Raw genomic sequence first — 14,985 nt, 5'->3', positions numbered from 1 at the left:
GGTTTATTATAAATAAGAAGACATGTATATTTGGGTAAGGAATAGGTGGATTATGATAAATACTACCATTAATCAATTTTTAACAAAACAACTACCAAACTTAAAGATTGCCGTTGTAGGTGATGTAATGGTAGATCGTTATGTTTTTGGTGATGTAAGTCGTATTTCTCCAGAAGCACCGGTTCCTGTAAACCGCGTGTCCAAGATGAAAGAGGTCCTTGGTGGAGCTGGTAATGTTGCATCTAATTTGTCTAATTTAGACTGTAAGGTGTATCTTGGTGCATTAGCAGGTAATGATGACCATGGCCGTTTATTACAACATTTACTTGATACTGATAAAATCGATACGACTGGTTTAATCACTAGTGATGACCGCTCTACTATTACTAAGATGCGCATCTTAGGTGATCGTCAACAGATGATGCGTCTTGATTTTGAAACGATTACAGATCTAACGTACCAAGAAGAGCAACAACTATCTAGTTGGCTTGAAAATCTATGTAAAGTTGGTATTGATGGTATTGTCGTATCCGATTATGGTAAAGGCGTTTGTACACCTACCTTATTGAAGACAATCTTTAGTTTGGCTAAGGAATATGGTGTGCAAACAATCGTAGATCCTAAGGGTGCTAATTGGTCTAAATACAATGGTGCTACATGTATTACACCGAATGTGAAAGAACTCGGTGAATGTGTAGGCCGTAAATTAGAAAATGATGATGCTATCATCGTAGAGGCTGCTAAGTCTGTATTCACTACTGTAGATTTAGATTATATTGTAGCTACGCGCTCTGCAAAAGGAATTACGGTTATTGCAAAGGATGGCCGTACATGGCATAATCCTGCTACTCAACAAGAGGTATTCGATGTGAGTGGTGCAGGAGATACCGTTGTATCCATGATGATGACCTGTCTTGCAAGTGGTTTATCGATGCGTTTAGCCTTGCATATCGCCAATGGTGCAGCAGGTATCGTAGTATCTAAGGTTGGTACGTATCCAATACATCGTTCTGAGCTATTAGACTTATGGCATTCCTATAAACATAGTATTCAATCTAAACCATTATATACAAAGGAAGAAATGAAAGAACTCGTATCACAATGGCAAAGCAAAGGTGAGACAGTAGTGTTCACAAATGGTTGTTTTGACATTCTTCATCGTGGACATATCACGTATTTACAAGAGGCTGCACAACTGGGGGATCATTTAATCATTGGATTAAACTCTGATTCATCTGTTCAACGCTTAAAAGGGAAAACACGGCCCATCGTAAGTGAAGAGGATAGAGCGGCCTTGTTGAGTGCGTTGCGATGCATCGATGGGGTTGTGTTATTCGAAGAAAATACGCCGGCTGAATTACTAGCGTACTTACGTCCCAATACTCTTGTTAAGGGCGGAGATTACAAAATAGAAGATATTATCGGACGGGAGTCCGTTGACAATGTAGAGGTTCTTTCGTTTAAAGAAGGTTACTCTACATCAGATATTGTAGGGAAAATAGCCACTATGGCTAAGGAGGGCAAATTATGATTATCGTAACAGGTGGTGCTGGTTTTATTGGCAGTAATATTGTGAAAGCACTGAATGATCGCGGTCGTACAGATATTCTCATCGTAGATGATCTTACTGATGGTCGTAAGATTCGCAATATTCAAAATCTAGAATTTCTAGATTACATCGATTGTGATGATTTTGATTGTGCTATTGCTGATGGTACATTCGATGTAGGCCCGATTGAAGTCGTATTCCACGAGGGGGCTTGTGCAGATACGATGGAATATAATGGCAAATATATGATGAAGAACAACTATGAAGGTTCTAAAAATCTATTCCATTATTGCCAAGACCGCCGTATTCCATTTATCTATGCATCCTCTGCATCTACATATGGTAATGGTATAAATGGTTTCGTAGAAAAGCCTGAAGCTGAAGAAGCACTTAATCCATATGCGTATTCTAAGCTGTTATTCGACCGTTATGTACGCAAATATGAAGGTGAATATACTGCACAAGTGGTTGGTTTACGTTACTTTAACGTATATGGTCCTAATGAAGCTCATAAAGATAAAATGGCTTCTTTAGTACGCCAAATGTTCTACAAAAATAAAGAAACAGGTATCATTAACCTCTTTGAAGGTACGGATGGCTACGAAGATGGTGGTCAAACACGTGACTTTATCTATGTAAAAGACGTGGTTAATGTAAACTTTTATTTTTGGGAGCATCCTGAAATCTCTGGCACTTTCAACTGTGGTACAGGTAATGCTCATAGCTTTAACCAATTCATGCAAGCTGTAATCGACTACAATGGTCAAGGCAAAATTGAATATGTGCCATTCCCAGAGGTGTTAAAAGGCAAATATCAAAGCTTTACAGAGGCTGATACTACTAAATTGTTAGCAGCTGGCTATGATAAAGGGTTCCATAAAATGGAAGATGCCGTTAAAGAATACTGTGAACTATTAGATAATAATGAAGGGTATTTACGCTAATGCGCAAGGTATTATTTTTAGATCGCGATGGCGTTATTAATAAAGATGTTAGATATCTATATAAAGTCAGTGATTTAGAGTGGGTAGATGGTGCAAAAGAGGCGCTTGCCTATGCGTATAGCAAGGGATATGATCTCATTGTAGTGACAAATCAGAGTGGTGTGGCTCGCGGTTACTATAAAGAGTCTGATGTTCAAATTTTACATGACCATATGGCTCATGAACTAGATCGCGGTGGTGCACCGATTTTACATTTCTATTACTGCCCTCATCATAAAGAAGGATCTGTTCCATTATACGCGGTAGAGTGTGAATGTAGAAAACCTAAACCTGGCATGATTAATCAAGCCATTAAGGATTATAATGTAAATCCTGCAGAGAGTTTCCTTATAGGCGACAGTCAGCGTGATGTTGATGCTGCTGAAGCCGCTGGGGTTAAAGGTTACCTATTTACAGGTACAAATTTATTAGATTTTATTAAAACAATAATTTAGTATGTGTATTGAGTTGTTGTGTTTGGGTGTGGAGGCTATATGAAAGATTACAAGAATATACTCATCATCAAGATGAGTTCCTTAGGTGATGTAATTCACGCATTGCCTACCTTGTACGCTATGCGCAAAAATTGGCCTAATGCTCGTATTACATGGGCCATTCACGAGCAGTTTGCTAGCCTCTTGCCTGGTACACCTTGGGTCGATGATGTGATTATTATCGATAAAAAACGACTTAAAAAGCCTGCTTATTTATATCAATTGCGCAAAGATTTGCATAGTCGTCATTTTGATATGACCTTGGATCTTCAATGTATTGCTAAAAGCGCTATTGTATCTTTATTATCTGGTTCTCCTGAAAAGTATGGCTACTGGGAGCTTCGCGAAGGAAGCAATCTAGTTAATAAAGCCTTAGTAGGTGAGCATAAATACGACCATGTTATTGAACGTTATCTAGATACCATACGCGCCCTTGGTGGTGAGGTGGAGGAAATTGAATTTCCGATGCCTGCTTATGTTGATGCCGAGAAATCCGTAAAATATAAGTTGAGATCTTATGGTGTAGATGACGAATATGTTGTAGTTGTACCCGGTGCTCGTTGGATTGTTAAAGAGTGGCCACTTCTTAATTTTGGAGAACTTTGTATTCGTCTATGCGAATTCGGTAAAAAGGTTGTTGTCGCCGGTGCCCCTGATGACGCAGAGAAGGGTACTTTTATTGAGAACTACGTAAAAAATGATAATCTCATTAATTTAGTGGGATCTACAACAATGCCTGAACTCATTGAGTTGATTCGTCATTGTCAAATTTTTATTAGTGCTGATACGGGACCATTGCATATTGCAAATGCCTTGAAGCGTCCTTTGATTGCCATGTTTGGCACAACATCTCCTAAGCGTACAGGTCCTTATGGTGGCAGTCATGTACATCTCATTATTTCACCTACATCTAAGGCTACACCTGAGCAACCACTAGTAGATGATCCAGACTGTATGGCACAAATTCCTGTAGACGCAGTATGGTCAGTGTATGAACAAGTACTTGGAAAGGAACTATAATGGAACTAGATTATAAGCGCATTGTGGTAACCTTTTTAATGCATTTAGGAGATGTTATATTAACGACTCCATTTTTAGAAGTGCTTCGCAAAGCGGCTCCTCATAGTCATATTACGTATGTAATAGATGAAAAATTACAACAAGTAATGCAATATAATCCAAATATTGATGAACTTATTGTTGTTGATAAAAAAGGTCGCCATAATAGCATCTCAGGTCTCAATGAAGTTGCTCGTGAAATTAATGCTAAGGGAAAACCTGATATTGTCATTAATTTACATCCTAATGAGCGTACTTCCTATTTAGCATGGAAGATTCATGCACCTATCACAACTGGTATGAGCCACTTTCTATTTAGACCATTCATGACAAAGTATACGCGGTTGGATCGTAAAACTCGTCATGCTGCGGATATGTACATTAATGTACTAGAGCAATTAGGTGTAACAGATACTTCTAACTCTGGTTTATATATTGAAACCTGTGAAGAATGGCGTCGTCAGGCTCAAGAGTTTTACGGTACACATGGATTAACTGATACTGATATACTCATTGGTTTTAATATCGGTAGTGCCGTTCCTGAGAAACGCTGGCCTGCTGAACGTTTTGCTCATGTAGCAGATTACTTTGGTCGTTTAGGTTATAAGACAATTTTCTTTGGGGGACCTATGGACCTTGAAATGGTGCAGCCCGTAGTAGAACAAATGGAAACAAAGCCTATTGTGGCTACGGGAAAATTTCAGTTAGGGCCTTTGGCAGCTGCTATGGGCCGTTGTAATCTGTTAATTACTAATGACTCTGGACCGATGCATGTAGGAATCAGTCAAGGTGTGCCAATTGTGGCACTGTATGGGCCATCAAATCCATTCTTTTATGGACCTTATCAAGCTCATGCTATCGTTCTTGAAACGATGGATTCTTATGAGATTGGTAAAAGCATGAAGAAAATTATTAAAGAAGGAAATTATAAAGGATTATCCGTAATTTCTGAAGAACAGGTTATTAAAGCTGTGGAAACGTTGCTTTTAGAATCGAAATAGACATATGAACTATATTGTATTTGATTTAGAATGGAATCAACCTTATAGCAACGACATTAGCTTTATGAAGCGCACTAAAATGCCGTTGACAGGGGAAATCATTCAAATCGGAGCGGTAAAACTGAATGAAAAGATGGACATTATAGATCATTTTACAATGTTCATCAAACCTCAATACTTGCCACGTATGCATAAACATGTGCGCGAATTGACGGGCATAACTTCTCGTGAACTCGATCATGGTGTGCCGTTCAAGACGGCTATGCAATACTTTCAAAACTGGTGTGGTGATGAATATATGCTACTTTCATGGGGGTCAGACGATATTCTCATCCTACGAGAGAACCTTATGCTCCATAAGATGAAAGCATTATCTTATGATCAATGGGTCGATGCGCAAATGATTTACTCCTATCAACGATATGGAACAAGTCAGCAGTATTCTGTGGCTCATGCTATGGAGGATCTCAATATATCGACGGAGCATTTATCTGCTCACAATGCTTTGCATGATGCTGTCTTTACGGCTCATATATGTCAGACTCTAGATATTGCACAAGGGATTTTGCATTATGATCTAATTCGCAAGGAAAGTAACAATCCTTTCCTATATCCTCCTATTTTGACATTTTTTATGTATGAAAATTTCTCTGAGAAAAAACGTATTATTCATGATAGAAGAGTACGTATGTCCTTCTGTCCGTACTGTCAAACCCGCTTAGAAATGACAAGACCTGAACGATTACAAGGAGATAAGCACTTAGCCATTGGAGTGTGTCCTAAACATGGCGATTTTGCGGTGCAACTTAAAGTTGGAAAATATACGATTAAGTCCGGTAGTTGTAAATTCTACGTTACAAAGGTACTGACCCATTGTACGGATGAAATTCGTTTTCTATATACTCAGAAGTCTGAAATCAATCGCGAAAAGGAGCGAAAATATTTAGAGTATTGTAAGGCGGAACATGAAAAAGTCTGCCAAAAATAATTTTGTAAACTTAGGTTCATCACTCTAAGCTGTGCTGAATATTAGAGTGTGAATTTTTAGAAAGGATAGATTATGGAACGTAAATATGCATGGCATAATTATGATGATGCCACTATGGAAAAGGTATATGCTTTAAGTGATACATATCGTCAATTTTTAGATAATGGTAAAACAGAACGTGAATGCGTTGTGCAAGCTGTAGAATTCGCAGAAGCAAAGGGCTACGTAAATCTAAATGATATTATTAAAAGCAATACGTCAATCAAAACTGGTGATAAGATTTATTACACACATATGGATAAATCTATTGCTTTATTTAATATTGGTGCTGATGATATTGAATTGGGTATGAATATTTTAGGTGCTCATATTGATTCCCCACGCATCGATGTAAAGCAAAATCCACAATATGAGGATAGTAATTTAGTATTTTGGGATACTCATTACTATGGAGGTATTAAAAAATATCATTGGGTAGCTATGCCTCTTGCCATTCATGGTGTTGTGGTAAAAACAGATGGTACCCGTATTAATATCAACATTGGTGATAAAGAAACGGATCCTGTGTTTTGCATTACTGACCTGTTACCTCACTTGGGGCAAGAACAAATGCAAAAGAATGCAGCTAAAGTAATTGAAGGGGAAGCTCTTGATTTACTAATCGGTAGCCGTCCAGTTAAAGACGAAGAAAAAGAAGGGGTTACTAAGTTTATCAATACTTTTCTTGAAAAAGAATATGGTTTTGTTGAGAGTGACTTATTATCTGCTGAATTAGAAATCGTACCAGCGGGTAAAGCTCGAGATATGGGCTTTGATCGTTCCATGGTAATGGCGTATGGCCAAGATGATCGCGTTTGCGCGTATACATCCTTGGTGGCAATGCTTGAAGTGGATAATGTAAAGCGCACTACCTGTTGCTTACTTGTAGATAAAGAGGAAATTGGTTCTGTTGGTGCAACAGGCATGCAATCACGTTTCTTTGAAAATGCGGTAGCTGAAATTTTAACACTTATGGGTAAACCTAACTCGGTGAGCGTGCGCCGTACGCTGGAGAAATCCCGTATGTTATCCTCTGATGTAAGTGCAGGCTATGATCCACTCTATGCGTCTGCATATGAAAAGAAAAATGCTTCCTACCTTGGTATGGGTGTAGTATTCAATAAATTTACTGGCTCTCGTGGTAAAGCTGGTTCTAACGATGCCAATGCTGAGTACATGGGCTTTATCCGCCGTGTAATGGAGTCTAATAACGTAACTTATCAAACTGCTGAACTTGGCAAGGTAGACCTCGGTGGTGGCGGTACGATTGCGTACATTATGGCCCTTTATGGTATGAATGTCATCGACTGTGGTGTGGCCGTACTTAGTATGCATGCTCCTTGGGAGGTTACATCTAAGGCTGATATTTACGAGGCAAAACAATGCTATGTGTCGTTTTTAAATGCAGCTGATGAATCAATCTAAGATAATGAGACTTTCACCAATGGTGAAAGCCCATTCTATGTGAGGTATATATGAAGCAAACAGAATTAGGCGCAGCTATAGAGTCTGCCAAAGGAGAGGCTACAGAGGTCAAGACTGTAAAGGTAGATATCTTTGACATTCCCGAAACGAAGGCTGAAGAGTATATTGCAAATCGAGAAGAGGTAGCAGAAGCGGCAGCACAAGTAATGAAACCATACTGTGTTACAGTAAAACGTGAAACTTTAGATTCTGAAGAAGGTGAAGCTGTAGTTGGTTATTATGTGACGGGTGAAATTTTAATGTGCGTTATCCTCGATCCCTTTGAAGTGCCTGTTATGAAGGTGGCTCTCGACAAAGGAACTCTTAAGGACTATATTTTAGCGGCAAATGAATTGACTGAGGATATGTTAGCATCGTTAGATTAATAGGTGAATTTCTTATTTTATTTTCGCACATATAAAAAATAAAATACTTTAACCTGCTACATTGATGTAGTAGATAAATTTGTTTATAATAAAAGTATTATAATCTTTGCAGATAGGAAGGAAATCCCCATGAACTTAAAAAAAGGTATTGCCCTAGCGCTCACGGCGGCAGCACTAATGGCGTTTACAGGCTGTAGCTCAAATGGAACTACATCGAATGGTGAATACAAAGTTGGTGTTGTACAATTGGTAGAGCATCCTGCATTAGATGCGGCAAATAAGGGTTTTGTTGATGCGCTAAAAGAAAAAGGTTTAGCAGAAAAGATTACTTTTGATCAACAAAATGCGCAAGCTGATCAATCTAATTTGAATAGCATTGCGCAGCGTTTCGTATCCGATCGGAAAAACTTGATTTTAGCAATTGCTACGCCAGCGGCTCAATCCATGGCGAATGCAACTCATGATATTCCAATCTTAGGTACAGCTATTACTGATTACGAGGCAGCTAAACTTGTTAAATCCAATCAAAAACCTGGTGGTAATGTGTCTGGTACATCCGACATGAATCCAGTAGAGCAACAAGTAGATTTAATTTTACAAGTAATGCCAAATGCGAAAACAATCGGCACTATTTATAGCTCTAGCGAAGTAAATTCTCAAATTCAAGTGGAGAAGATGAAAGCTTATGCAGCTACAAAAGGCATTAAAGTTGAAGAAGTTACAGTTTCCAATGTAAACGATATTCAACAAGCGGCACAAAATCTAGTATCCCAACGTGTGGATGCAGTTTATGTGCCAACAGATAATGTGGTAGCTTCTGCGATGAGCAATCTTGTAGCTATTACCGATCCAGCAAAAATTCCTGTGTTCGGCGGTGAAGATAATCACGTAAAAGGTGGGGCAGTTATGTCCTTGTCTGTAGATTACTACAAACTTGGTTACCAGACTGGTTTGATGGCAGCTAAAATCCTAACTGGAGAAGCTAAAGTTGAAGATATGCCTATCGAAATGCAGAAAGAATTTAAATTAGTTGTAGGGAAAGATAAATTAGAAAAATTGGGCATCACCTTACCAGAGGATTTGATGAACAAGGCGACTATGATTTAATACATAACTGGTAAGGAGTTATACATGAACTGGAAAAAAAGTATTGCAGTGGCACTTAGTGCCATTGCTGTTATGGCAATGGTAGCCGGTTGTGGTTCCAATACTGCAACTAATGACCAAAAAAAAATTGGTGTTATTCAATTAGTAGAACATCCATCTCTTGATGCTGCTAATAAAGGATTCGTAGATGCTTTAGCATCTAAAGGATATAAGGATGGTCAAAACATTAAAATTGACCAACAAAATGCACAAGCCGATCAATCCAATCTAAATAGTATTGCACAACGTTTCGTATCTGATAAAAAAGATTTAGTATTAGCTATTGCAACGCCTGCTGCTCAGACGATGGCAAATGCTTCTCATGATATGCCAATCATGGGTACAGCTATTACAGACTACGTGACAGCTAAACTCGTTCAATCTAATGAACGCCCTGGTGGTAATGTATCTGGTACATCCGATATGACACCTGTTGAAAAAGAGGTTGATCTTATCATAGCATTAGTACCGAATGTAAAGCGCATTGGTGCCATTTATACATCCTCTGAAATCAATTCCCAATTGCAAGTTGAAAAAATGAAAGCCTATGCTGCTACAAAAGGTATTACTGTCGTAGAGGCAACTGTTTCAAATGTAAATGATATCCAACAAGCAGCTACAAATCTTGTGAACCAAGATGTACAAGCAATCTATACGCCAACAGATAATGTATTGGCATCTGCTATGGCTAACTTAGCACAAATTACAGATGCTGCTAAAATTCCAGTATTTGCTGCCGATGAAGGTATGACAATGACTGGTGGTGTAGCAACATATTCTGTTGATTACTATCAATTGGGTTACCAAACAGGTTTAATGGCTGCTAAAGTTCTTGCAGGAGAAGCAAAAATTGCAGACTTAGCTATTGAGACACAAAAAGAGATTAAGTTAACTGTTAACGAAGAACGTGCTAAAAAATTAGGTATTACGATTCCTGAAGCTCTTCGTAAAGACATGAAACAATAGAGGAGATTTTAATGTTAGATTTAGTGGTAGGCACCATAACCACAGGCCTTTTATGGTCTTTATTAGCGGTCGGCGTATTCATAACCTTCCGTGTATTAGATGTGGCTGACTTAACTGTGGAAGGTACGTTCCCAATGGGGGCGGCCATTTCCGCTATTTTAATTATAAGTGGTATGAATCCAATCCTTTCCATTTTACTTGCCGGTGTGGGTGGTATGATAGCAGGTGCTGTAACAGGCTGGATTCATACAAAATTAAAAATTCCTGCATTATTGGCCGGTATTTTGACAATGATTGCATTGTACTCTGTAAACCTTCATATCATGGGCAAAGCTAATGTATCTTTGCTTCGAATGGATACAATTTATACGATTCTTGGTGGATTTTTCCACACGCCGAATATGTGGTCTGCAGCCATCGTAGGTATTATCGTTGCTGTAGTTGTATGTTTGCTCTTATTTTGGTTCTTCGGTACCGAAATTGGTACAGCCTTACGTGCTACAGGTGTTAACCCTCAAATGATTCGCGCTCAAGGCGTAAATACTGATAATATGATCGTTCTTGGCCTTTTGATTTCCAATGGCTTTGTTGGTATGTCTGGAGCTCTTATCGGTCAATTCCAAGGCTTTGCTGATGTAGGCATGGGTATTGGTACCATCGTTATTGGTTTGGCCTCTGTAATCATTGGTGAAGTAGTATTTGGTACGAAATCCTTCGTACGCAGTCTCATCGCTGTAGTACTTGGTTCTATAGTATATCGTATCGTTATTGCTGCCGTTCTCTACATGGGTATGCCACCAAATGATTTGAAATTATTCACTGCAATTCTTGTTGCCATCGCGCTTTCCCTACCTACATTGAAAGCAAAATGGTTGGCTCGTTAAGGAGGACACTATGTTAGAAGTAAAAAATATGGTAAAAACCTTCTTTAAGGGCACAATTAATGAAAAGACTGCATTACAAGGCATCAACCTTCGTCTAGAAGAGGGTGATTTTTGTACTGTAATTGGTGGTAATGGTGCTGGTAAAAGTACTTTGCTAAACTCCATCGCTGGTGTATTTCCAGTAGATGAAGGATCCATTACAATTAATGAGATTGATGTGACAAAAATGCCAGAATACAAACGTGCTAAATACATTGGTCGTGTATTCCAAGACCCTATGGTTGGTACTGCTGGTAATATGCAAATCGAGGAAAACTTGATTCTTGCTATGCGCCGTGGTAAAAGCTTAGGTCTTACATGGGCTTTCAAAGATAGTGAACAAGCATTTTTCAAGGAACGTCTTGCATTATTAGGCTTGGGCCTTGAAGATCGTTTATCTGCTCGTATGGGCCTACTATCTGGTGGTCAACGTCAATCCATTACATTGTTAATGGCTACCATGCTTCGTCCAGAACTCTTATTATTGGATGAACATACTGCGGCACTTGACCCTAAGACTGCAGAAAATGTGTTGCAACTAACAGATAAACTCGTTGCAGAACATAATCTAACAACTCTTATGATTACCCATAATATGCGTGATGCATTGCGCTTTGGTAATCGCCTTATCATGATGGACGCTGGTCGAATCATCTATGATGTAAAAGGGGACGAAAAGAAACAATTAACAGTTGCTGACTTACTTCAAAAGTTTGAGGTAGCTGGTGAAAATGCACTGAGCGACCGTATGGTGCTAGGTGCTAAATAATAGAACGAAGTTGTAATCCATCTTTGGTTAAATTACTGTATTTTTGCTTTACAAGATAGGGCAGATACTGTATACTAAATTAGGTCGTAAGACATATCGTAAGCGAAGTATTCGATTCTCCAACGGTTACTTAGGCTTATCGGGATTATAATTTTTTAGGAGGTAACATTAATGTTAACTACAGAAGCTAAATTAGCAGTAATTAAAGAATACGCTACTCATGAAGGTGACACTGGTTCCCCAGAAGTACAAGTTGCGATTTTGACAAGTCGCATTCAATACTTAACAGAACACTTGAAAGAGCACAAAAAAGACCATCATTCCCGTCGTGGTTTGTTGAAATTGGTTGGTCAACGCCGTAACATGCTTGACTACCTTCGTCGTAAAGATATCGAACGTTATCGTTCTCTTATCGAACGCCTTGGTCTTCGTAAATAATAAAATTAGCCGTCCTTTAGGACGGCTTTTTTATTTTGAATTGGCTATTTAGCTTTAATTGATATATAATTAGAAGGTATACATATAAGAAGATTTTTAGGAGGAATAGGAATGGAACAATTCCAAATGGACCTAGCTGGTCGTACGCTTACGATTGAGACTGGGGAACTTGCAAAACAAGCTAGCGGTGCTGTAATGGTTGGCTATGGTGATACTCGTGTACTCGTTACTGCTACAGGCTCTAAAGAGGCGAAGGACATCGATTTCTTCCCACTTACAGTAGACTATGAAGAAAAAATGTATGCGGTTGGTCGTTTACCAGGGGGCTTCATTAAACGTGAAGCGCGTCCACCTGAATCTGCGATCTTGAATAGCCGTTTGATTGACCGTCCTATTCGTCCATTATTTGATAAAGGTGTACGTAACGAAGTACACGTAGTAGCAACAGTTATGTCTGTGGACCAAGATTGTGATCCAGCCATTTGTGGTATGATTGGCGCTTCCGCCGCATTGTCTATTTCTGATGTTCCTTGGAATGGTCCTATTGCAGGCGTTCGTATGGGACGTATCAATGGTGAATTTGTTGTAAATCCAACGAAAGCACAATTAGAAGAAACAGATCTTAATATCGTTGTGGCTGGTACTAAAGAGGCTATCCTCATGGTTGAAGGTGGCGCTGAAGAAGTACCGGAAGATATCATTCTTGAAGTTATCATGGCAGCTCACGAAGAAATCAAAAAAATCGTAGCATTCCAAGAAGATATGACTGCAAAAGTAGGTAAGGAAAAACGCGTATTTGAATGTAAAGATGTTCCTGTTGAAATCAGTGATGCAGTTCGTGCCTATGGTCATGATAAACTTGATGCTGCAGTTCGTTGTGCAGATAAACAACAACGCGATGCACAAGAAAGCGAAGTACGTTCAGATGTATTAGCTCACTTTGAAGAAATCTACCCAGATAACTTGGCTGATGTAAATAAAGCATTTGATGCAATGACAAAAGAAATCGTGCGTCATATGATTACTGTTGAAAAAATCCGTCCAGATGGTCGTCAACTTGATGAAGTTCGTCCAATCTCTTGTCGTACAGGCGTATTACCTCGTACACATGGCTCTGGCTTGTTTACACGTGGCCAAACTCAAGTGTTGAATGTCACAACAGTAGCGCCTTTGTCCGAAAAACAAACCATCGATGGTCTTGGTGTTGAAACTGAAAAACGTTATATTCATCATTATAATTTCCCATCTTTCTCCGTAGGGGAGACTCGTTCTTCCCGTGGCCCTGGGCGTCGTGAAATCGGTCATGGTGCATTGGCTGAACGCGCGTTGGTGCCTGTGATTCCGAGCGAGGCAGACTTCCCATATGCGTTGCGTTTAGTATCTGAAGTATTGGAATCGAATGGTTCTAGCTCCATGGCTTCCGTATGTGGTTCTACATTATCTTTGATGGATGCTGGTGTACCTATTAAAGCTCCTGTAGCAGGTATTGCTATGGGTCTTGTAACTCAAGGGGAACATTATACAATTTTAACTGACATTCAAGGTATGGAAGATGCTCTTGGAGATATGGACTTTAAAGTTGCTGGTACAGCTAAAGGCGTAACAGCAATTCAAATGGATATCAAGATTTCCGGATTATCCCGTGAAATCCTTCAAGAAGCATTAGAACAAGCTCACAAAGGCCGCATGCATATCATGGGTATCATGCTTGATACAATTGCTGAACCACGTCAAGAAATGTCTCAATACGCTCCACGTATTATTACAATGAAAATTGATCCTGATAAGATCCGTGACGTAATCGGTTCTGGCGGTAAAGTAATCCGCAGTATCATTGACGAAACAGGCGCTAAAATTGATATCGAAGATGATGGTACAGTATTTATCGCTTCTGTAGAACAAGAAGGGGCTGCGAAAGCTCAAGAAATCATCACTAACCTTACTAAAGAGGTTGAAGTAGGTGAAGTATACCTTGGTAAAGTAACTCGTTTAATGGCGTTTGGCGCATTCGTAGAGGTATTACCAGGTAAAGAAGGTCTTGTACATATTTCCAAACTTGCAAAAGAACGCGTTGAAAATGTAGAAGACGTAGTAAGTGTAGGGGATGAAATCATGGTAAAAGTTATCGAGATCGATAAACAAGGCCGTGTAAACTTGTCTCGTAAAGATTGTTTAAAATAAGAGGTGTTACATGGATATTCGTGGCTTTGAAGTAGTTTCTGCTTTTGAAGAACAAGATATCAACTTACCAACACGTAAAACAACTGAAAGCGCAGGTTATGATATTGAATGTGCTGAAGCTGTTACTTTAGAACCTGGTCAAGTGGTTTTGGTGCCAACGGGTATTAAAGCTTTTATGGCATACGATGAATATCTTGCCATTCACATTCGTTCTAGCATGGCTATTAAACGACATCTGGCACTTGTGAATAGTACAGGTATCATTGATAGTGATTACTACAACAATGAGGATAATGAAGGTCATATTATGATTGCCCTTCTTAACTTTGGCAAAGAAACAGTTACCCTTGATAAAGGGGAACGCGTTGCTCAAGGTATATTCTCTAAATACCTTATTACAAACAATGATGATGCCACAGGTGTAAGAACTGGTGGCATTGGAAGCACAGGGACTATGTAAATAATATATGGTTTTGTATAAATTAGTAAAAACCGCTCAACTTTGTTGGGCGGTTTTTGTGTGTTAATTAATCTCTTCAACTATAATTCTTTTACATAATACTATATAATAATTATTATAGTGAGTAGAAAATTCGGGA

The 14,985-nt window shown here is 39.0% G+C and carries 15 protein-coding genes; all 15 read left to right on the top strand.

Annotated elements, in window-relative coordinates:
- The first annotated feature begins 52 nt into the window (after positions 1 to 52).
- The 15 genes from rfaE1 (at position 53) to dut (ending at position 14,846) form a co-directional block, all read left to right on the top strand.
- Positions 53 to 1,531, top strand: coding sequence for a D-glycero-beta-D-manno-heptose-7-phosphate kinase (rfaE1, locus tag Q7O55_RS00715; RefSeq protein WP_303927661.1), 1,479 nt, complete (start codon positions 53 to 55; stop codon positions 1,529 to 1,531).
- Positions 1,528 to 2,493: an ADP-glyceromanno-heptose 6-epimerase gene (gene rfaD, locus Q7O55_RS00710; RefSeq protein ID WP_303927660.1), complete on the top strand. Its 966-nt coding sequence runs from the start codon at positions 1,528 to 1,530 to the stop codon at positions 2,491 to 2,493. The genes rfaE1 and rfaD overlap by 4 nt, the downstream gene beginning before the upstream one ends.
- Positions 2,493 to 2,987, top strand: a complete 495-nt coding sequence (locus Q7O55_RS00705; RefSeq protein ID WP_303927658.1) for an HAD family hydrolase — start codon at positions 2,493 to 2,495, stop codon at positions 2,985 to 2,987. The genes rfaD and Q7O55_RS00705 overlap by 1 nt, the downstream gene beginning before the upstream one ends.
- 39 nt (positions 2,988 to 3,026) lie before the next feature.
- A complete protein-coding gene (locus tag Q7O55_RS00700; protein ID WP_303927656.1) occupies positions 3,027 to 4,046 on the top strand; it encodes a glycosyltransferase family 9 protein in 1,020 nt (339 codons plus the stop codon).
- Positions 4,046 to 5,086 (top strand): glycosyltransferase family 9 protein, encoded by a 1,041-nt coding sequence (locus tag Q7O55_RS00695; protein ID WP_303927654.1) that lies wholly within the window; start codon positions 4,046 to 4,048, stop codon positions 5,084 to 5,086. Before Q7O55_RS00700 ends, Q7O55_RS00695 begins: the two co-directional genes overlap by 1 nt.
- Positions 5,087 to 5,090: 4 nt before the next feature.
- Positions 5,091 to 6,074, top strand: a complete 984-nt coding sequence (locus Q7O55_RS00690) for a 3'-5' exonuclease (protein ID WP_303927653.1) — start codon at positions 5,091 to 5,093, stop codon at positions 6,072 to 6,074.
- 72 nt (positions 6,075 to 6,146) lie between these two features.
- Positions 6,147 to 7,538: an aminopeptidase gene (locus Q7O55_RS00685; protein WP_303927652.1), complete on the top strand. Its 1,392-nt coding sequence runs from the start codon at positions 6,147 to 6,149 to the stop codon at positions 7,536 to 7,538.
- Between the two features lie 50 nt (positions 7,539 to 7,588).
- Complete coding sequence (locus Q7O55_RS00680) at positions 7,589 to 7,963, top strand: hypothetical protein (protein WP_118091507.1); 375 nt, start codon at positions 7,589 to 7,591, stop codon at positions 7,961 to 7,963.
- A 129-nt stretch (positions 7,964 to 8,092) separates the two neighbouring features.
- Positions 8,093 to 9,070, top strand: coding sequence for an ABC transporter substrate-binding protein (locus Q7O55_RS00675; RefSeq protein ID WP_303927650.1), 978 nt, complete (start codon positions 8,093 to 8,095; stop codon positions 9,068 to 9,070).
- A gap of 24 nt (positions 9,071 to 9,094) precedes the next feature.
- Positions 9,095 to 10,075, top strand: a complete 981-nt coding sequence (locus Q7O55_RS00670; protein WP_303927648.1) for an ABC transporter substrate-binding protein — start codon at positions 9,095 to 9,097, stop codon at positions 10,073 to 10,075.
- Positions 10,076 to 10,086: 11 nt separating this feature from the next.
- On the top strand, positions 10,087 to 10,959 hold the full coding sequence (locus tag Q7O55_RS00665; protein WP_303927647.1) for an ABC transporter permease: 873 nt from the start codon (positions 10,087 to 10,089) through the stop codon (positions 10,957 to 10,959).
- A gap of 10 nt (positions 10,960 to 10,969) precedes the next feature.
- The gene (locus Q7O55_RS00660; protein WP_303927646.1) at positions 10,970 to 11,767 is read left to right on the top strand and encodes an ABC transporter ATP-binding protein; all 798 of its coding nucleotides are present in this window, start codon (positions 10,970 to 10,972) and stop codon (positions 11,765 to 11,767) included.
- Positions 11,768 to 11,938: 171 nt separating this feature from the next.
- The gene (rpsO, locus tag Q7O55_RS00655) at positions 11,939 to 12,205 is read left to right on the top strand and encodes a 30S ribosomal protein S15 (RefSeq protein ID WP_004692991.1); all 267 of its coding nucleotides are present in this window, start codon (positions 11,939 to 11,941) and stop codon (positions 12,203 to 12,205) included.
- A 111-nt stretch (positions 12,206 to 12,316) separates the two neighbouring features.
- Positions 12,317 to 14,386: a polyribonucleotide nucleotidyltransferase gene (locus Q7O55_RS00650; RefSeq protein WP_303927645.1), complete on the top strand. Its 2,070-nt coding sequence runs from the start codon at positions 12,317 to 12,319 to the stop codon at positions 14,384 to 14,386.
- 10 nt (positions 14,387 to 14,396) lie between these two features.
- Entirely contained in the window at positions 14,397 to 14,846 is a 450-nt protein-coding gene (dut, locus tag Q7O55_RS00645) for a dUTP diphosphatase (protein WP_303927643.1), read from the top strand.
- Positions 14,847 to 14,985 lie beyond the last annotated feature (139 nt).

This window comes from Veillonella parvula (assembly GCF_945949885.1).
Classification (GTDB): domain Bacteria; phylum Bacillota; class Negativicutes; order Veillonellales; family Veillonellaceae; genus Veillonella; species Veillonella parvula_B.
Note: the sequence above shows the minus strand (reverse complement) of the source record. Positions and strands in the feature narration are given on the sequence as shown.

Excerpts from the sequence above, each read along its gene's own strand:
- rfaE1 (WP_303927661.1), top strand. The coding sequence starts at position 53 with ATGATAAATACTACCATTAATCAATTTTTAACAAAACAACTACCAAAC.
- rfaD (WP_303927660.1), top strand. The coding sequence starts at position 1,528 with ATGATTATCGTAACAGGTGGTGCTGGTTTTATTGGCAGTAATATTGTG.
- Q7O55_RS00705 (WP_303927658.1), top strand. The coding sequence starts at position 2,493 with ATGCGCAAGGTATTATTTTTAGATCGCGATGGCGTTATTAATAAAGAT.
- Q7O55_RS00700 (WP_303927656.1), top strand. The coding sequence starts at position 3,027 with ATGAAAGATTACAAGAATATACTCATCATCAAGATGAGTTCCTTAGGT.
- Q7O55_RS00695 (WP_303927654.1), top strand. The coding sequence starts at position 4,046 with ATGGAACTAGATTATAAGCGCATTGTGGTAACCTTTTTAATGCATTTA.
- Q7O55_RS00690 (WP_303927653.1), top strand. The coding sequence starts at position 5,091 with ATGAACTATATTGTATTTGATTTAGAATGGAATCAACCTTATAGCAAC.
- Q7O55_RS00685 (WP_303927652.1), top strand. The coding sequence starts at position 6,147 with ATGGAACGTAAATATGCATGGCATAATTATGATGATGCCACTATGGAA.
- Q7O55_RS00680 (WP_118091507.1), top strand. The coding sequence starts at position 7,589 with ATGAAGCAAACAGAATTAGGCGCAGCTATAGAGTCTGCCAAAGGAGAG.
- Q7O55_RS00675 (WP_303927650.1), top strand. The coding sequence starts at position 8,093 with ATGAACTTAAAAAAAGGTATTGCCCTAGCGCTCACGGCGGCAGCACTA.
- Q7O55_RS00670 (WP_303927648.1), top strand. The coding sequence starts at position 9,095 with ATGAACTGGAAAAAAAGTATTGCAGTGGCACTTAGTGCCATTGCTGTT.
- Q7O55_RS00665 (WP_303927647.1), top strand. The coding sequence starts at position 10,087 with ATGTTAGATTTAGTGGTAGGCACCATAACCACAGGCCTTTTATGGTCT.
- Q7O55_RS00660 (WP_303927646.1), top strand. The coding sequence starts at position 10,970 with ATGTTAGAAGTAAAAAATATGGTAAAAACCTTCTTTAAGGGCACAATT.
- rpsO (WP_004692991.1), top strand. The coding sequence starts at position 11,939 with ATGTTAACTACAGAAGCTAAATTAGCAGTAATTAAAGAATACGCTACT.
- Q7O55_RS00650 (WP_303927645.1), top strand. The coding sequence starts at position 12,317 with ATGGAACAATTCCAAATGGACCTAGCTGGTCGTACGCTTACGATTGAG.
- dut (WP_303927643.1), top strand. The coding sequence starts at position 14,397 with ATGGATATTCGTGGCTTTGAAGTAGTTTCTGCTTTTGAAGAACAAGAT.